Here is an 18,196-nt window from a genome sequence, read left to right on the forward strand (position 1 = left end):
AAAAAGACCTTTTAGCAAGATGAGGGGTTGATTTCCGTTCCGCCAGCGTCCTTTCCAGGGGGCGTCCGATGAGCCGCTTCACTCACTTCCGTTCGCTCCAGGGTCTCCTCTGTGACGCTAAATCCCCTTGGAGTGACGCTGGCTCCACTCCAATCAACCATTCTGCAAAAGTGTCTTTGCTTTATCTTTCATACTGGCCGTAGCGAACAAAATATCCCATTATTTGTATTATTAGAGAATCAATAGACTCTTATTTTCAATGTGGAGAAGTGATGCATGACAACACCGCTCTATAAAGAGTAGTGAACACCTTTACTAAAAAGAACCATTTTTATGTATTGGAGTGGAAGGCTACTTGACTCCCGTGGGATAGCGAGACAGGCGAGCCCCTGCACGGAGCGGGAGCGGAGGAAGCGGCTCGGCGCTCGCCCACAGGAAAGCAAGTAGCCTGCAACGGAAATCCATTTCTACCTTTCAATTGACTGTTTTGTTTTTCAACACTAAGAACAGGAAAATCTGTAAATAACAGATCCTCCTGTTCTCCATGCTGTCTTTATATATAGAACGTATAATCTTCTGGAATGACACGTTTTAAAAATTTCTTTGTGCGCTCCTCTTTTGGGCTGACGAAAATATCATGAGGGTTGCCTTCCTCTACAACAACTCCTCCATCCATGAAAATTACACGATTGGCTACATCTTTGGCAAAGCCCATTTCGTGTGTCACCACAAGCATTGTTGTACCTTCAGCAGCAATATTTTTCATGACTTGTAGAACCTCACCTACTAATTCAGGGTCGAGTGCGGACGTTGGTTCATCAAATAAAATAATATCAGGATTCAATGCTACTGCGCGTGCAATACCAACACGTTGCTGTTGCCCCCCTGACAACTGACTTGGATAGGCATTATATTTTTCTGTTAAACCTACCTTATCAAGAGCCTTTTTACCAATTTCCACAGCCTGTGCCTTCGGAATTTTACGTCCAATGATTAACCCTTCCGTTACATTTTCTAATGCCGTTTTATTTGTGAATAGATTATAATTTTGGAAGACAAATGCCACACGCTGGCGAATTGCATGTACGTCTTTTTTCTTTACATGTTGAAAATCAACTTGAATCTCTCCAAATGTCGCATGGCCTTGATCAGCCTTCTCTAAAAAATTGATACAACGTAATAATGTTGTTTTTCCTGAGCCACTGGGGCCTAAAATAACAACAACATCCCCTTTATCAATAGCTAAATCAACACCCTTTAAAATTTCATTGCCACCAAATGATTTATGAATATTTTTAATTTCTAACATGCTCGTTCACCCCTTAGGCATTTGCCATTTTGTATTTGCTTAAATATTTTTCATAGCGCTTAAACAAGTATTCAACCGTGCTACATAAAATTAAGTACACGATAAAGATATCCAGATAGGCTTCCACATAATTGTAGCCAACGTTTGCGGCTACTTTTGCCTTCAGCGTAATTTCAGGAAGCGACATTGCATAGCCTAGAGACGTAGCTTTAATAAGATTGACAGTAGCTGTACAAATATTTGGCAATGCCACTACTAATGCTTGTGGAATGATAATTCGAGTATATGCTTGGAATGTTGTCAATCCCACTGAGTGAGCTGCCTCTAATTGTCCCTTTTCAATCGTACTTAACGCAGAACGAAACACCTCTATTAAAATCGCTGTTGAACTGAATGCAAACACAATAAACGCATACCAAATTGGATTGATTTTATAAATATCATACGCAATATGATATTTTTCAAAAATAATTTTTAACATTAACGGTATACTGCTATAGATAATAAAAATTTGTATAATGATCGGCGTTCCTCGCACAAAAGAAACATATATTTTTGCTAGATGATGGATAACTGGAATTTTATTAATCCTAGTTAGTGCCAGTAAAAATCCAAGTGGCAAAGCTATCGCCAAAGCAACAACTGTGACAAGGAGTGCGATGGGAACACCAGATAATGCTACGAAAAATGTTTCAAGTAAAAATTGATAATTCACATTCACGCCTCCTTAAGTTGTTTCTAAGGTCTTCTTACCCTTACCAAATATTTTTTCTAACATAGTAAATATTTTTTCTATAATAATAGATAGCACCCAATAAATAATAGCCAATGCAATATAAATTTCTAAAGCATGCGCATTGATGTTACTCGCAATAATTAAATTCGCCTTGCCTACAATATCAATTAAACCGATTGTATAAGCGAGCGCACCTTCTTGTAATAAAGCAATCATGCCATTGCCAAAGTTCGGCAAAGCTACGACCAGGGCCTGTGGAAAAATAATTCGACGATAGGCTTGGAACGGTGTTAGCCCAACACTAACAGCTGCTTCAAACTGCCCTTTTGGAATAGCTAAGTAGGCGGATCGTATCACCTCAGACATTATTGCTGCGAATTGTAAGGTGAATGTGACGACAACAAATATGGCCGTTTCAATTGAGTGGAGATTAAGACCAACATTTTCTGCTAATGCTGGGACCCCATAATAGACAAGAAATAACAAAACAATGGATGGTGTACAACGCATAATCGTTGTATACAGATTAGCGAATTTAATAAGCCACTTCACTGAAGATAGCTTAGCTGCCGCCAACAATAAGCCGAATAGGGTACCTAAGATAATGGAGGACCCTGCAACTAAGAACGTAATTTTTAAAAATGGCAATAACACTGGAATTGCGTTCCAAATGTAGGTTGCATCAAAATATTTATCCATTTCCTCACCAACTTTTGTTTTTATGAATAAAGACTGCTGAGCTATACTGACTCAACAGCCTTATAATTCGTTCCGTTATAAACTAACGATTTACATTTTCCAGTACTTCAAATAAATCACGGCCATAGAATTTTGTACTTAATTCATTTGTTTTCTTTTGTTCTTTAACCTGAGCTATCGCTTTATCATAAGCGTCAGCAAATTCCTGCTCTTTTTTATTGAACAGTGGCCATGTTTTAATAACAGCAAATTCGTTATAGACAACATCATCTTTTAGGTTATAATATGGGCCATCTTCTGCAAGTACTTGTTGTTTAAATGGTCCTTCAATCATGACACCACCATCAACACGACCTTCATTTACCCACTGCACTACATCGACTGTAAATGCGTCACCAGCATCAAGCTTTACTTTATTATCTGGATTTGCCGTATTATACTCATCAATAATTGTATATTGAGCATTATTTGCAGCAATTGGTGCCAATGAATAGCCCTTTTTGGCAAAATCCGCTAATGTTTTCACACCTTCATCCTCTTTACGTAAAACTAGACCAGCGCTACTTAAACCTAAAAATTCCTTTGGGAAAATAAACTTCTCTGTACGCTCCTGTGTAAAGAATGCATTTTTAACCCCTACTTGATATTTCCCTTGCTCTACACCAATTAACAAATCATCACTTGTAGTACCTACATACTCAAATTGATAGTCAGGTAATAACTCATCTACTAATTTCATTACTTCGACATCATAACCTGTTGGATTTCCATTATCGTCGATGTAACTAATAGGCTTTGACGCTTGATCGTAGGCAACCTTTACTGTACGAACCTTTTCACCATTACCTGAATCTTTATCTGCAGATTCTCCTGAATTACAACCTGTTAATAATGCTATAGATGCCAAACCAATCGCTGCAAATTGAAATATCTTATTCTTCTTCATATGTCATTTCTCCTTATTTTTCACGTAATGTAATGATTAATTTTCAGTTAATCTCTGCTGTTCAATAGCGGCAGTCGCTAATTTAATAATCGTCATATCATCCATCGGTGGATTATGAAGTCCCGCACGAACGTTACGATAATAGCGTTGTAATGGATTAGATAGCTGCAAGCTTTTTGCCCCTACAACACGCATCGCTTTATCGACTATATCTATTGCCATGTTTGTGACAGTATGTTTCGCAACAGCCATTTCATTTGTTATTAATCCACGTCTAGCTGGGTCATCGTAAGCCTCGGCCACTCCATATAAGACAAATCGTGCTTGATGGAGCTTTAATTCAATATCCCCTAAAAGCTGTTGTACATTTGGCAATGTACTTATTGGAGCATTCAAGCTATTCGGTTGATGATGATTGGCAAAATGGATAGCATAATCACGAGCAGCCTGTGCAATGCCTAAGTATGTTGCTGGGATATGAAGTATCCAGCCATTTATCTTGCCACCACTCGGGTGACTTGGTAACTCTACTAAATGCTCTGTTGCCACAATGACATCTTTTAACACAAGGTCATGGCTGCTTGTGCCCCGCATTGCAGACATTTCCCAATTCTCCTCAATGGATAGACCTACTGAATCCTTATGAATCAGGAAGAAACCAACTTGCTGCTTTTCTTCAATCCAAGCGGAAGTAAGGAAATAATCTAGCACTGGGGATGCAGTCGTAAAGATTTTGCGCCCATTTAATAACCAGCCATCTTTTGTAGAAATGGCATTTGTTCCTGGTCGCCCCCCTCGTGTTGGGCTACCTGTTGCTGCCTCACTAACAGCTCTATTAATCATGGCACCTCTCTTTATTTCTTCAGCGAACGCTGTTAATAGCTCATCAGTCCATAGCTTAGTTTCATATATTTCTCCGACAACGCCTAATGTCCATCCAAGGGAAAGAGAAGCATTCTCGTCATAGCTTGCTAGCGTTTCTTGTACAAGGACCATATCATAGACAGATAAGCCTTCTCCGCCATATTGTTTCGGCAAAGTGAGTTGTGGATAGCCTATTTGCAAAAGTAACCGATGTGCTTCAAACGGAAAACGAGATTGTTCATCTACCTCAACAGCCTCTGCCTTGATTGGCTCAGCAATAGTAGCTAGCTGATCTAACCAAAATCGTTGTCGCTCAGTTTTTACAAATAAATTCTTCAAATGAATCTCCTTCTTCCTAATATATATAAATCGTATAAATTTACTAAGAATTGATAATGAAAAAAAATCTCTGGCTACATAATGTAGTTGAGATACTATTTGGTACTGAATTTTCTGATTCGTTGACACTTATAATACTTTTCGCATTAGAAAATGTCAATGGGTGAAATTCAAGTTTTTTTGTAAGTTTAATATGTATTATAAAGTTTCAACTTTTACCTTTGATTTATGCACCAAGCTTTGCTTACAACATATGCTAAGACTAATGAAAGAGGTGCATAGATGACTAATAATATAAATTCTCCACAAAACGGTGGAATCATAACCCATTCGGCTCCACAGGTTATTCAAACTAAGTTTGGAGATATTAATGGTGATGGTTTTTTTGAAACCATTTTTTTAATGGGCACTAAACAGCCAGATAGTCCTTTATGGAGAAACCTAACACTGACTATTTTTTATGGGCAAACACGTCAAATGGAACAACTTCCACTGCAACAAAATATGGGCTATAATCCGACTATTTTTTTGGGCGATTTTACTGGTAATCATGTTGAGGACATTCTAGTTGTGTCTGATACAGGGGGTAGCGGTGGAATTGTTAATGGTGAGATTTTTTCCTCCATCAACAATCAAGTTCGTTCCATCTTTGATGCAGAGTCTTTTAATAACAAACTTAAATATAACGTCAATTATGTAGATCATTACAAGGCTGTTGTTCGGAGTTTCATTCCTGCTATAAAATACACAATCGATTTACAGTATAAAGGGGCTGATTACTTAGCAGAAATTTATAATCCAGACGGTACCTTAAAGCAACCGATTGAAGGCTGGGTAGATCCTTTTGGTGGACTATATCCTGTTGATTATGACCGAGATGGAACATATGAAATTTTAGGGTATCAAGAAATTGCAGGTAGATATCATGCTGATGGATTAGGCTATGTACAAAATATTTTAAAATGGAATGGCCATGAATTTATAATAGATCGGCAAACGGTTGGGATTTTTGGAGAGGATTTATCCTAGACGTCAAATCTAAATACTAAATAAGATCAAAGCTGGAATCTGCTCATTTTCACTTAATAATCTAACAAAAAACAAGCAGATTCCGTTATTTACATTTATTTTTCAACTAAGGCAAAATAGTTATTTTCAGGGTCAGCAAAGTTAAAAACTCTACCCATTGGCATCATTACTAGGTCCCCTACTTTAATGCCCTTTGCCTGAAAATCTTGGTACATCTCTTCAATTTTATCAGCGTAAAACATAATAGAAGGTGTTCCTAAATTTAGCTCAGGCTGCATTTTAGCAATCATTTCTTTGTTATGAAGTACAAAGGATGTTTGAGCTTCCTTGGTTGGTGCAATTTCAATCCAGCGCATACCTGCCTTTTCCTGTTCAGAAATAACAACAAAACCTACTTTTTCTGTCCAAAACTTCACGGCCATATCTTGATCATTAACATATAGCATTACTTGTCCAATTTGATGAATCATGACTTCATTCCCTCCTCTTTTGAGCATTAGTATACATCAAAAAGTAGCTTTATATAGCTTCTATCGAATTCAATTTAGGGAACTTTCTAACAATTGACAATAATATATATTACTATCAAATAATTAATTCAAAGTACTTAACTTTTTCTTTATTTCTGATAGAATGAGTATTATTTACCTTCTAGGGAAAAGTATAGAATAAAAATATTATGTGAGGATAATACAATTGAAACAACTAAGTTTAAGAAAAAAGCTTATTTTTTCGTTTTTAGCCATGCTTCTCATCCCAACACTATTAATTGGAATAGTTTCTTACCAAAGTGCTGAACAGCAGATTTCAGAGGAACAACACGCAAGTGCAACTGAAAGTGTGCGTATTCTTAATTCCAATATTACAACTATGATTGAACCCAAGTTGAAAGATGTACAATATTTTTCACAAAAATTTAGTAAAACCTACTTTCAAGATGATAGCAGTTTAGAACTTAAATCTTTATTAAGTGAATATGTAAATATGCACCCTGAAGTAGAGCTGATATACATTGGTACTGCTGAAGGCAAACTGTTTGACCAGCCTGTTCAAGAGTATCCTGATGGCTTCGATCCTCGGACAAGGCCTTGGTATAAGCAGGCTTTAGATAATAATGGAAAAACCTCAATTACTGCACCCTATGTTACACAATCTACAGGTGACATTGTCATTACAATCACTCAGGCTTTACCAGATGGTTCTGGAGTTTTAGGATTAGATCTAAATATTTCTACATTAAGTGATATTACGAATAATATACGTATTGGAGAAACGGGCTTCGCTTCTCTTTTAGATAGTAATAAAATTTACATTGCCCAGCCAGATAAAGCAAGTGGTACAGAGGCAACTGAAAGCTACATTACAAAAATTTATGAGCAAGAAAGCGGCACTGTCATTGAAAGAGACCGTCACTTACAATTTGTTACGAATGAGCTAACGGGTTGGAAGGTAATTGGTACAATGTTTACGGCGGAAGCTGCAAAAGCTGCTGCCTCCACATTGAATATAAATTTGATTATCATTGTTGTTTCCATTGTCGTTGGCGTTATTTTTATGCTCTTCATGATAAAGTCTATTGTTAACCCAATTAATCGACTGAAGCAAAGTGCGTTGAAAATTAGTGACGGTAATTTAACGGAGTTTATTGAAATTCATTCTAAAGATGAAATTGGTCAGCTTGGAGAAGCCTTTATCGCTATGAAAGTTAGCTTAAAAAAACTAATTCGTAATGTCGATCAAAGCTCACAACATGTCCAAACATCCGCTCAAAATCTATCTGCCAATGCAGAACAAAATATTGCTGCCTCAGAGCAAGTTGCGGATGCCATGCAACAAATGGCAATTAGTACAGAAAAACAAACAACAGGTATTGACCAGAATGCCATTTCAGTTGAAGAAATTGCTAAAGGAGTTGTAGAAGTTGCAGACAGTTCCATGCAGGTTTCTGATTTATCTAGCCATGCTATCCAATTGGCTGAAGAAGGCGGACAATCTGTCGAACAAACTGTGCAGCAAATGAATTCTATTCATGAATCCGTTACGCAATCAGATACAATGATTAAAGCACTCTATGACCGCACGAAAGAGATCGGTTCCATTTTAGAAATGATCAGTGCTATTTCAGACCAAACAAATTTACTTGCTCTAAATGCGGCTATTGAAGCAGCTAGAGCAGGAGAACATGGCAAAGGCTTCTCAGTAGTGGCGGATGAAGTGCGCAAATTAGCAGAGCAATCTCATCAATCAGCAGAGCAAATTTCTGCGCTCATTACTACTATTCAGCAGGATACGGCAAAATCTGTACAGACCATGGTCAAAGCGTCGACAGATGTTCAAGACGGCTTACAATTGACAGAAGAAACGAGAAAGAAATTCGCGAGTATTATTGAAAGCCTACGAAACATCGCGCCGAAAATGGAGGATATTTCTGCATCAGCTCAAGAGATGTCTGCAGTGGTGGAAGAAGTCTCAGCAACTGCTATTGAACTATCAGATCACGCAAAATTAAATGCTGCTGCTACAGAAGAAGTTGCCGCTTCCACGGAACAAACCTTATCTTCAATGCAAGATATGGCTTCATCTGCCAAAACTCTACTTGATATGGCTGATGAATTGCAGGGCTATGTGAATCGTTTTAAATATTAATACTCTTCTAGATCTGAGTTCAAGTTAGTATTGAACTCAGATTTTTTAGTGTTGATAAACAAAACAGTCAATTGAAAGGTAGAAATGGATTTCAAACAAAGTGAAGGTGTTCACTACTCTTTATGAAGGGGTGTTGTCACGCATCCCTCTTCACATTGAAATTAAGAGCCTTTCCTCTCTCTGTACTACAGATAATGGCTATTTTGTTCACTGAAGCTAGTATGAAAGATAAGGAAAAGATACTTTTGCAGAATGGTTGATTGGAGTGGAGCCAGCGTCACTCCTTGGGATTTAGCGTCACAGAGGAGACCCTGGAGCGAGCGTAAGTGAGTGAAGCGGCTCATCGGACGCCCCCTGGAAAGGACGCTGGCGGAACGGAAATCAACCTCTCGCCTTGCAAAATTGCTTTTCTGTAGTTGACATCATCTTTTTTATTCAAAGGCAAATACAAAATAAGATATTTTTCTACAAATAATGCCGTAGCATAACTTTATTTTCCAGATTTTTCAGAAAATTGTGTTGATTATTATTCATTTTCCTCTTAGAATCAGATTAAACATTTGAACGACTTAGGAGACTACTAGTAATAAAACCAATCCAGTAATTAGTTGTATTACAATTGAATAATGTCGTTAAAGGAGGAAAACTATATGAAACGAATTAGTTTAAGAAAGAAACTCATCTTTGCATTTTTAGTCATACTTCTCATTCCCGCACTTTTAATCGGGTATACCTCCTTTAAAAGTACCAAAAACCAAATTTTAGAAGAGCAGCAAGCAAGCGCCAAGGAAAGTGTGCGGATGCTTAATAGTAATATTACCAATACAATTGCTCCTAGAGTTCATGATATCGAATATTTTGCCAAGAAAATAAATGAATCTTATTTACAAGATGATAAAAAAGCTGAATTGAAAACTCTTTTTCAGGAATATGTAAATACACATCCAGAAGTGGAGCTGCTATATATAGGGACTGCGGATGGTCGAATCATTGATGAACCCGTCCATGACTATGCAAGTGATTATGATCCTCGGAAACGACCTTGGTATATAGAAGCCCTTGATAATAAAGGTCAAGTATCCATCACTTCTCCCTATATTTCAAAATCAACAAATAACATTGTTGTTACAGTCATGCAAGCTCTTCCTGATGATTCGGGTGTAATTGCCATAGATTTAAATATCTCTCTTCTAAGTGCGCTGACAGATCAAACACGTATTGGAGAAACTGGTTTTGCCTCTCTGTTAGATAATAATAAGCTCTATATTGCACAAAAGGGTAAGGAAAGTGGCTCAGAGGCAACAGAAGAATATGTTTCAAAGCTTTACGAAAAGCAGGAAGGTAGTATTACTGAAGGTAACCGTCATTTACGCTTTGAAACAAATGAAATCACAGGTTGGAAGATAATCGGTACAATGTTCATTGCAGAGGCTACTAATGCTGCTACCGCAACTTTTACTATTACATTACTCATTATTGGTATTTCTATTATCGTAGGGATTATCTTTATGCTCTCTATGATTAAATCTATTGTTAACCCTATTAAACAACTACAGCAGAGTGCTCTGAAAATTAGTGAGGGTGATTTGACGGAGTATATTGATATTCATACGAAAGATGAAATAGGACACCTTGCTGAAGCATTTGTCTCAATGAAGGTTAGCTTAAAAAAGCTAATTCGCAATGTTGATCAAAGCTCACAGCATGTTCAAACCTCTGCACAAGGTCTTTCAGCAAACGCCGAGCAAAATATTGCTGCATCTGAGCAGGTAACAGAGGCTATGCAACAGGTTGCTATTAGTACTGAAAAACAAACAACAGGAATCGATCAAAATGCCGTTTCTATTGAGGAGATTGCAAAGGGCGTTGTAGAGGTAGCAGATAGCGCACTACAAGTTTCAGACCTATCCAGCCAAGCCATCCAATTAGCGGAAGAAGGTAGTCAATCTGTTGAGCACACTGTTAATCAAATGGTTTCCATCCATGATTCTGTGGCTCAATCCGATATGATGATTAAATCCCTGTTTGATCGAACAAAAGAAATTGGCTCCATTATAGAAATCATTAGCGCTATTTCAGATCAAACGAATCTTCTTGCTCTTAATGCTGCTATTGAAGCAGCAAGAGCTGGTGAACATGGTAAAGGCTTTGCAGTTGTAGCAGATGAAGTGCGTAAATTAGCGGAACAATCTCATCAATCAGCAGAGCAAATTTCTACTCTTATTACAGGTATACAACAAGATACAGCTAAATCTGTACAAACGATGACAAAAGCTTCAGCAGACGTTCAACAAGGTTTACAGCTATCTGAGGACACGAAAAAGAAATTTACAAGTATCGTTGAGAGTCTTCGAGAAATGGCTCCGAAAATGGAAGATATATCAGCTTCTGCACAAGAAATGTCTGCCGTTGTAGAGGAAGTATCCGCAACTGCCATTGAACTGTCAGACCATGCAAAACTAAACGCAGCTGCATCTGAAGAAGTTGCCGCTTCAACGGAGCAAACATTATCCTCCATGCAGGAAATCGCCTCTTCTGCTAAAACATTACTTGATATGGCAGATGAATTACAAGGCTATGTAGATCGTTTTAATTACTAAATAAGAAAGCACGATGATACTTGGTTTAGCCCTATCATCGTGCTTTTTATCATGCTATTTAATTATTCATTTACCTCATGGCTAAATTGCCATTCAACGCCGAATTTATCTGTAAGTGAGCCGTAACATTTGCTCCAAAATGTTTCTTGAAGCTCCATTCTCACTTTACCACCATCTTTAAGCTTATCAAATGCTTGACGCATTTGCTCTTCATCATCGGATACAACAGCTAATGTGACATTATTCCCAGTGGAAAATGGCATGCCTGGAAATGTATCTGAGAACATAATTCTACTACCAAATACAGAAAGTCGTGTATGCATAACAAGATCTTTTGCTTCTTCTGGTAATGGATAATCTGGATTTTGTGGTGTCTCTCCAAACGTCATAATTTCAGCCTTGTCCGTATTAAAAACGTCTTCATAAAACGCTACTGCCTCTCGACAATTTCCATTAAAATTTAAATAAACCTCTACTGCCATTTCCAACACTCCTTTGTCATTTTTTGAAGCAATTCTATTGTACATGGATTACAAATCATAACACAAATTATAACTAGAATAATTCATCTTCAAACTAAGCTTGCTTCTCTACTTTTTAAATTTTTTATTTATTTTCGCAAAAGCTTTGACATTTACTCAAAAATCATGTAAATTACCAAATGGCGAACAATTTAAATTAAATCTTAAAAAATATTCGTATTTTAGGAGTGTATATAATGGATAACGTATTTGACTATGAGGATATTCAATTAATTCCCGCAAAATGTATTGTAGAAAGTCGTTCAGAATGTGATACTTCAGTTACTTTAGGTGGACACACATTTAAACTTCCAGTAGTACCTGCAAATATGCAAACAATTATCGATGAAAATCTAGCTAAGAAACTTGCTGAAAACGGTTACTTTTATATCATGCACCGTTTCCAACCAGAAACTCGTCGAAACTTTATTCAAGAGATGCAAGGAAATGGCTTAATTGCTTCTATCAGCGTTGGTGTAAAAGAAGAGGAATATACATTTATCGAAGAATTAGCAGCTGCTAATTTGGTACCTGATTTTATTACAATTGATATTGCACATGGTCATTCAAATGCTGTTATTCGTATGATTCAACATATTAAAAAGCATTTACCAAACAGCTTTGTCATTGCAGGTAACGTAGGGACACCTGAAGCGGTGCGTGAGCTTGAAAATGCTGGTGCAGACGCTACGAAAGTTGGGATTGGACCAGGTAAAGTATGTATTACTAAAATCAAAACAGGTTTTGGTACTGGTGGCTGGCAACTAGCTGCATTACGTTGGTGTGCAAAGGCTGCTACAAAACCAATCATTGCTGATGGTGGTATTCGTACACATGGCGATATCGCTAAATCTGTACGTTTTGGTGCTTCAATGGTAATGATCGGTTCATTATTTGCTGGTCATGAAGAATCACCTGGTGAAACAATCGAAATCGAAGGTAGAACAGTGAAGGAATACTTCGGCTCTGCTTCTGAATTCCAAAAAGGCGAACGTAAAAACGTCGAAGGTAAGAAAATGTACGTTGAACATAAAGGTAGCATCAAAGATACATTAATCGAGATGCAACAAGATTTACAGTCATCTATTTCTTATGCTGGTGGCACAAAGCTAGAGGCTATTCGAAATGTTGATTATGTAATCGTGAAAAACTCCATTTTCAACGGAGATAAAGTGTACTAATTAGTGTATACCCGCTAACATCACCCCAATCAAGAGCCACTTACTCTTGATTGGGGTGATTTTTTGGAGACCTATCTCTTTTAATGTGAAGAATTAAAATATGGTATTTATTTTCAGAATTTTCTATTTTATTAAAAAACTATATATTATAATAGAACTATATTGAAGTAATGAAGGGACGGAGGTTGTTTCTAATGAAGTCAGTACGTAATAAACTTGTTAGTCTTGCCATTATAGTTATTCTACTATCAACAGGACTAGTTGGAACCGTCAATTATATTGTGGTGAAAGGAGAACTCGATCAGGTAGGTCGAGATAGTCTTAAAAATGGCACACTTGGCATACTTGAATTAATTGCACAGTTAGACACTCAAGTTCAAAATGGGAAAATAACGCTAGAGGAAGCTCAGGAAAGTGCGAGAACACAGATTGTTGGTAAAAAAATTGAAGATAATAAACGATCCATCGATAATCCTGTCAAATATGGAGATAATTTTTATTTCTATGCTTTCCAAGATAGCGGTATGGTTGAAACCCATCCATCTCTTGAAGGACAAGATATTTCAGATTTACAAACAGGTGATGGACGCTATTTTGTAAGAGAAATGATTGAAGCAGCAAAAGCCGGAGGAGGATATGTACGTTATGATTGGGCTCTTCCCTCAAATCCTGAAATAGTTGCGCCTAAAATTACTTATGTGGAAATGGACAAGCATTGGGGTTGGATTATAGCAGCTGGTACATACGAAATGGACTTTAATGCAGGTACTAATAATGTTTTATATTACACACTGGGTATGACAATCCTTGCAACGATTATTGGTGTATCACTCTTCTGGTTCTTCTCTGGACGAATGACAACCTATATACGAAAAATTATGGTGATCACATCTGATATTGCTAAAGGCAAGCTAACTGGTGATGACATACCTGTTACTACAGAGGATGAACTAGGCGTACTAGCTAGTAACGTGAATAATATGAAACATAGCTTGCACGAAATGGTCAACAACACAAAGGATAGTGCATCCCAAATGCGAGTTTCTTCAGAAATGCTGAGTGCCATTACAGAGGAAACTACTGCTTCTGCTGACGAAATTCATCAAGCAATCAATGACATCTCTAAGGGAGCCGTTGTACAAGCTGAAGAAGCAGAAATGGCCATTAGTAAAGTTGAAACTCTGTCTTCACTTATCTCAAATGCTACAGATAAATATGGTGAGATTACTGAAAATATGAATATCATTAATCAATCTCAAGAAAATGGTAGACAAAAAGTAGATGTATTACTGCAAAATTCAAGTGAATTTACACAAGTAATTGAGGAGTTACGTACAAATTTCTCAAGCTTGACGAGCCAAATGAAAGAAATTCATCAAGTGGTACAAACCATTACATCCATTTCTGAACAAACAAACCTGTTAGCGCTAAATGCAAGTATTGAGGCAGCTCGTGCGGGAGAACATGGTAAAGGATTTGCTGTCGTAGCTGAGGAAGTCCGCCATTTATCAGAGGATACAAATGAAGCCACTAACCGTGTTAGAAATCTATTACAGCGTATTGAGATTGATACTGCTAATTCAGATGCAAAAATGATACACACGCTCCAACTTTCACAAAATCAGGCAATGTCGATTACGGAAGTAAAGGGAGCCTTTACTTTCCTAGCAGATTCCATTCATGATATTACAAAGCACCTTGTTTCTCTAGACAAAGGAATGAATGACATGGCGGAAAATCGAATAGTTGTGATGAATGCTATTAATGAAATAGCAAGTGTCGCTACACAATCTGCCGCGGCTACTGAACAAATTAACGCCTCCATTGACGAACAGAAGTCAGCGGTGACGTCTATCATGCACTCCTCTATGGAGCTTCATACTGAGGCAGAGCGTATGTACGACTTAGTAGAACGCTTTACATGACAAATACCATATAAAAAGAATGCTACGCATATCCGTAGCATTCTTCTTAACATTATAGTTTATTAATTACTGCGTGGATTGTTTCCTTAAGCTCTGCATCATGATCAGCAAGATCTACAAGGTTTCCTAGACGTTCACGTAATACAGGGCGCTCAATTACTAATTTTTCATCAAGTACTTGTACCAATAGCTCGATAATAAGACGATCACGAACATTTAACGCTTCTTCTAAACGTTCTGGTGTAATTTTCGCATCAGTTTTTGCAGCTTTTGCCATTTTAAAAACCCCTTTTATATTTTATATTCATGCACATCTATTTTAGCATACCACTAAATTATTTTGAAAACTTTCTTTCATAAAAATATACCAAAACTTTACAAAAAAAACAGAAAAGATTTACGGCAAATTGTTATATTTATATCATAATACTCTACTACTCAACCATATGATGATGTATTTACTAAAATCGATTGGAGGAATTGGATGAATCAAAAAAGTACGACTTATTTACAGCTCATTAAAGCTGTGCCGAAATCTCTACAGCTCTTTCTCAATGTTTGCCTTGTACTATTAGCACTGATTCTTTCTTTTTTGTTATTTAAGGAGCTAATTGAATTTCTTAAAATATTACTATTTGCTAAGGAAGATGGTGATTATAAACTATTCCTTGCCAATATTCTTATTTTCTTTTTATATTTTGAATTCATCACAATGATTATTAAATATTTTAAGGAGGACTACCATTTTCCACTCCGATACTTTATTTATATCGGTATCACAGCGATGATTCGATTAATTATTGTGGAGCATGACCACCCTCTAAATACTCTAATCTATTCATTAATTATCCTAATCCTAATCATAAGCTACTTTATTATTAATATCACGCCACTTGAAAGACCAACACGTTCATCCATTCTCATCAAAAAAGATTAAAAGCTCTCACTACCATTCTAAAATGCCGATATACATGTAGGCTTTTCAAACACATAGAAAAATTGCTGTAAAGCCTGTAAATATTGATTATCACTAACCTGTATTCGACTAAGCATAAATAGCTCTTGGACCGTTACTACACCCATTACCAGTGACGAAAGCTCAGCCACATCTAACGTGACTTCAACGTCATAGCTACCACTATCTATTATTTTAATTGTGCCGTTAACAGCCTCAACAATGAGTTGCTGATTATTTTTAGCAAGTAACGAATCCGTAACATTCAATTTAAATGTCAAGGTGACACCGTTAAAATTGCGTGTTCTTAGCTCTTCAAAAAAGCCTTTCACATTAATAATACGGTACATTAGTCCAACCCCAGACACAGCACTTGCGTGGTAGACACTTGGAATTAAATGATTTGTCCCATTTCTTACATCCCCTAAAAAGAAATGTACATTTTCTTCTTGTGTATTCCATTCAATTCGGTTTACCTGGTCTGCTTGACTGTTTAAAAATGTACTAAGCTCTAACAAAGCCTCAGGAGTCTCGTAGATCCACTCTTTAATCACCAAATTATTTAGCATAAAATTACTCTCGCTTTGCTTATTAAAAGAAAAAACAATATAGCCCTGTACTGTACCCTCCTGTTCCATTGCAATCACATAGTTGTTTGGATTATTAAAAATAAAGGATAGCTCCGGTTGTGTTTTAAAAAACATCCCATGTTTTTTAGCTACTACTCTGTTGTAGCAATCTATTAGCTGTTGCTGATCTGCAACTGTCAAATATTTTAGGTGCTTTTTGGTTGGCCCTTTAGGGAAGCTTAAAGGCTCTACCAAGTATTGATAGATTTTCGGTCCATAGCCAAAACCCATTTTCTTATAAAAGTCTGGTCTAAACGGATACAAAGCCACAAAATGAATATCTTTTTCTAAAAAGATGTTAAAGAAATGTTGGATTAATTCTTTTGCAACCTTCTCTTTTTTATGTAATAAGTCAACTGCAACAAGCCCTACCCCACCGATTGGTAGCATTGTAGAGAACAGGTTCATTTGAAAGTCATGTAGTCGCATACCGCCAATGAGCTTGTCATCTTCCCATAGTCCAAAATATTGAAGAGATTCATCATTGCTCTGATTTTGCATAAAGTGCTTTGTCAGCTGTTCTTTTGTTGTGTGTGCCCCATCCATTCTTCCTGGATAGGCTCCTACAACGATATTCACAAAGGATACAAAATCTTGTTCTTTTACTAATTTCTCTACAACTCTCATCATGTCCCCTCCATTTTCACATTGTTGCATGTTATTTATGAATTTTTATACCCCATAATAACATATATTACCACGACAAAATAATGAGTACTGAAAATGAGTAAAGGAGGAAAATGTATGACTTTAATTGATTCTTATATTCACGAAGTGTCTAAAAGGCTACATAAAAATAAACGTGAGAAAATCAAGGTTGAACTAAAAGCTACAATTGAGGATATGTTGCCAGAGCAATATTCAGAATCCGAGGTGAAGGAAGTACTCAAGAAACTCGGAAGCCCTGTAGAGGTTGCTGCAAGCTATCAGGATACTCCCCGTTTTTTAATTGGTCCAGAGATTTTTGATCAATATACAAGAACCATCAAGCTAGTTATTCCTTGGGCAATTCTCATTACGATCATTGTTCAAGTAATAGAGAAAATGGTGCTCTATTCGGGAGAAGAAGCACTTCTCACAGCCATTATTACAGCCTTTGTGGGAATCATTGTTGCCATTATTGCTGTATTATTTCACGTATTGTTTTGGGTTACAGTTATTTTTATCATTAAGGAACGCTCTGGTGCTGAAAAGATTTCCCTACCCATTTTGAAAGATACCAAGCAATGGTCACCTGATGATTTAGTACAGATTAAAAAGATTCCCAAAGATAAAATCATTACTTTAAGTGACACAATTTTTAGCCTTCTAGGAATCATTATTTTTTCTTTTGTTTATTGGAATGCCTATCGTCTTTTAGGTATTTATACAACAAATGACAACGGGAGCTTGAAATTTGTTATGCCAATCTTTAATCAAAATATTTTACAATCGTTTGTTCCTGTAGTCTTACTATGTATTATCCTTAGTCTCACTTTAACTTTTTTAAAATGGCGTGCGGGTCAGTGGACAGTGCCTATCGCCATCACTAATGCACTACTTCAAAGTGTAGGAACGATCGTGTTTATTTTAATGGCGATGCACCAAGATTTTATTCATAGTGCCTCCATTCCATACATGGCTGCTATCCTAGAAACAACATCAGCTAAGGTTGCCTTTACTATAGATAAAATCCTACTATTTAGTATAATTATTGCTGTTTTAGCAAATGCATTTGATATCTATCAAGGATTTAAAAAAGCGAGAGTATAAAATCCCCCTATTGAAATCGCTAAAATACCTTTATTCTCTGATGTTTTGTATAATGATAAAGTTGA

Annotated in this window: 16 protein-coding genes; 7 read left to right on the forward strand and 9 right to left on the reverse strand. The window is 36.8% G+C overall.

From position 1 onward, the window contains the following. Window positions 1-553: 553 nt before the first annotated feature. The 5 genes from MHB65_RS24745 to MHB65_RS24765 form a co-directional block, all read right to left on the reverse strand. The gene (locus tag MHB65_RS24745) at window positions 554-1,309 is read right to left on the reverse strand and encodes an amino acid ABC transporter ATP-binding protein (RefSeq protein ID WP_205446219.1); all 756 of its coding nucleotides are present in this window, start codon (window positions 1,307-1,309) and stop codon (window positions 554-556) included. Between the two features lie 13 nt (window positions 1,310-1,322). Further along, a complete protein-coding gene (locus tag MHB65_RS24750; protein WP_342442054.1) occupies window positions 1,323-2,024 on the reverse strand; it encodes an amino acid ABC transporter permease in 702 nt (233 codons plus the stop codon). A 12-nt stretch (window positions 2,025-2,036) separates the two neighbouring features. Beyond that, entirely contained in the window at window positions 2,037-2,744 is a 708-nt protein-coding gene (locus tag MHB65_RS24755; RefSeq protein WP_342442055.1) for an amino acid ABC transporter permease, read from the reverse strand. 82 nt (window positions 2,745-2,826) lie between these two features. After that, the gene (locus MHB65_RS24760; protein ID WP_342442056.1) at window positions 2,827-3,690 is read right to left on the reverse strand and encodes a transporter substrate-binding domain-containing protein; all 864 of its coding nucleotides are present in this window, start codon (window positions 3,688-3,690) and stop codon (window positions 2,827-2,829) included. Between the two features lie 36 nt (window positions 3,691-3,726). Then, complete coding sequence (locus MHB65_RS24765) at window positions 3,727-4,893, reverse strand: acyl-CoA dehydrogenase family protein (protein WP_342442057.1); 1,167 nt, start codon at window positions 4,891-4,893, stop codon at window positions 3,727-3,729. Window positions 4,894-5,175: 282 nt separating this feature from the next. On the opposite strand from MHB65_RS24765, the gene MHB65_RS24770 reads away from it, so the two are divergent. After that, a complete protein-coding gene (locus tag MHB65_RS24770) occupies window positions 5,176-5,922 on the forward strand; it encodes a hypothetical protein (protein ID WP_342442058.1) in 747 nt (248 codons plus the stop codon). A 95-nt stretch (window positions 5,923-6,017) separates the two neighbouring features. Here MHB65_RS24770 and MHB65_RS24775 read toward each other — a convergent pair whose 3' ends face one another. After that, window positions 6,018-6,392, reverse strand: coding sequence for a VOC family protein (locus tag MHB65_RS24775; RefSeq protein ID WP_205446225.1), 375 nt, complete (start codon window positions 6,390-6,392; stop codon window positions 6,018-6,020). Window positions 6,393-6,618: 226 nt separating this feature from the next. On the opposite strand from MHB65_RS24775, the gene MHB65_RS24780 reads away from it, so the two are divergent. Further along, window positions 6,619-8,568: a methyl-accepting chemotaxis protein gene (locus MHB65_RS24780; RefSeq protein WP_342442059.1), complete on the forward strand. Its 1,950-nt coding sequence runs from the start codon at window positions 6,619-6,621 to the stop codon at window positions 8,566-8,568. Window positions 8,569-9,218: 650 nt separating this feature from the next. Next, the gene (locus MHB65_RS24785; protein ID WP_342442060.1) at window positions 9,219-11,168 is read left to right on the forward strand and encodes a methyl-accepting chemotaxis protein; all 1,950 of its coding nucleotides are present in this window, start codon (window positions 9,219-9,221) and stop codon (window positions 11,166-11,168) included. A 62-nt stretch (window positions 11,169-11,230) separates the two neighbouring features. Here the strand turns inward: MHB65_RS24785 and MHB65_RS24790 are convergent, their stop codons facing one another. Further along, window positions 11,231-11,650: a VOC family protein gene (locus MHB65_RS24790; RefSeq protein WP_205446228.1), complete on the reverse strand. Its 420-nt coding sequence runs from the start codon at window positions 11,648-11,650 to the stop codon at window positions 11,231-11,233. A gap of 236 nt (window positions 11,651-11,886) precedes the next feature. Between MHB65_RS24790 and guaC the strand changes: the two genes are divergently transcribed. After that, window positions 11,887-12,870 carry a GMP reductase gene (gene guaC / locus MHB65_RS24795; RefSeq protein ID WP_342442061.1) on the forward strand — a complete coding sequence of 328 codons (984 nt, stop codon included), beginning with the start codon at window positions 11,887-11,889 and terminating at the stop codon, window positions 12,868-12,870. 194 nt (window positions 12,871-13,064) lie between these two features. After that, window positions 13,065-14,795, forward strand: a complete 1,731-nt coding sequence (locus MHB65_RS24800) for a cache domain-containing protein (RefSeq protein WP_342442062.1) — start codon at window positions 13,065-13,067, stop codon at window positions 14,793-14,795. 52 nt (window positions 14,796-14,847) lie between these two features. Here the strand turns inward: MHB65_RS24800 and MHB65_RS24805 are convergent, their stop codons facing one another. Further along, entirely contained in the window at window positions 14,848-15,072 is a 225-nt protein-coding gene (locus tag MHB65_RS24805) for a hypothetical protein (RefSeq protein ID WP_004233486.1), read from the reverse strand. Window positions 15,073-15,279: 207 nt separating this feature from the next. Here MHB65_RS24805 and psiE point away from each other — a divergent pair, with 207 nt between their 5' ends. Beyond that, complete coding sequence (psiE, locus tag MHB65_RS24810) at window positions 15,280-15,732, forward strand: phosphate-starvation-inducible protein PsiE (RefSeq protein ID WP_342442063.1); 453 nt, start codon at window positions 15,280-15,282, stop codon at window positions 15,730-15,732. Window positions 15,733-15,749: 17 nt separating this feature from the next. Here the strand turns inward: psiE and MHB65_RS24815 are convergent, their stop codons facing one another. Next, window positions 15,750-17,009, reverse strand: a complete 1,260-nt coding sequence (locus MHB65_RS24815; protein WP_342442064.1) for a GNAT family N-acetyltransferase — start codon at window positions 17,007-17,009, stop codon at window positions 15,750-15,752. Window positions 17,010-17,123: 114 nt separating this feature from the next. On the opposite strand from MHB65_RS24815, the gene MHB65_RS24820 reads away from it, so the two are divergent. Then, window positions 17,124-18,131, forward strand: a complete 1,008-nt coding sequence (locus MHB65_RS24820; RefSeq protein WP_342442065.1) for a hypothetical protein — start codon at window positions 17,124-17,126, stop codon at window positions 18,129-18,131. The last annotated feature ends 65 nt before the right edge of the window (window positions 18,132-18,196 follow it).

It is taken from the genome of Lysinibacillus sp. FSL K6-0075 (genome assembly GCF_038592945.1).
GTDB lineage: Bacteria > Bacillota > Bacilli > Bacillales_A > Planococcaceae > Lysinibacillus > Lysinibacillus fusiformis_F.

Coding starts and splice junctions, on each gene's coding strand:
- MHB65_RS24745 (WP_205446219.1), bottom strand. CDS start 1,309: ATGTTAGAAATTAAAAATATTCATAAATCATTTGGTGGCAATGAAATT.
- MHB65_RS24755 (WP_342442055.1), bottom strand. CDS start 2,744: ATGGATAAATATTTTGATGCAACCTACATTTGGAACGCAATTCCAGTG.
- MHB65_RS24760 (WP_342442056.1), bottom strand. CDS start 3,690: ATGAAGAAGAATAAGATATTTCAATTTGCAGCGATTGGTTTGGCATCT.
- MHB65_RS24770 (WP_342442058.1), top strand. CDS start 5,176: ATGACTAATAATATAAATTCTCCACAAAACGGTGGAATCATAACCCAT.
- MHB65_RS24775 (WP_205446225.1), bottom strand. CDS start 6,392: ATGATTCATCAAATTGGACAAGTAATGCTATATGTTAATGATCAAGAT.
- MHB65_RS24785 (WP_342442060.1), top strand. CDS start 9,219: ATGAAACGAATTAGTTTAAGAAAGAAACTCATCTTTGCATTTTTAGTC.
- MHB65_RS24790 (WP_205446228.1), bottom strand. CDS start 11,650: ATGGCAGTAGAGGTTTATTTAAATTTTAATGGAAATTGTCGAGAGGCA.
- guaC (WP_342442061.1), top strand. CDS start 11,887: ATGGATAACGTATTTGACTATGAGGATATTCAATTAATTCCCGCAAAA.
- MHB65_RS24800 (WP_342442062.1), top strand. CDS start 13,065: ATGAAGTCAGTACGTAATAAACTTGTTAGTCTTGCCATTATAGTTATT.
- MHB65_RS24805 (WP_004233486.1), bottom strand. CDS start 15,072: ATGGCAAAAGCTGCAAAAACTGATGCGAAAATTACACCAGAACGTTTA.
- psiE (WP_342442063.1), top strand. CDS start 15,280: ATGAATCAAAAAAGTACGACTTATTTACAGCTCATTAAAGCTGTGCCG.
- MHB65_RS24815 (WP_342442064.1), bottom strand. CDS start 17,009: ATGATGAGAGTTGTAGAGAAATTAGTAAAAGAACAAGATTTTGTATCC.
- MHB65_RS24820 (WP_342442065.1), top strand. CDS start 17,124: ATGACTTTAATTGATTCTTATATTCACGAAGTGTCTAAAAGGCTACAT.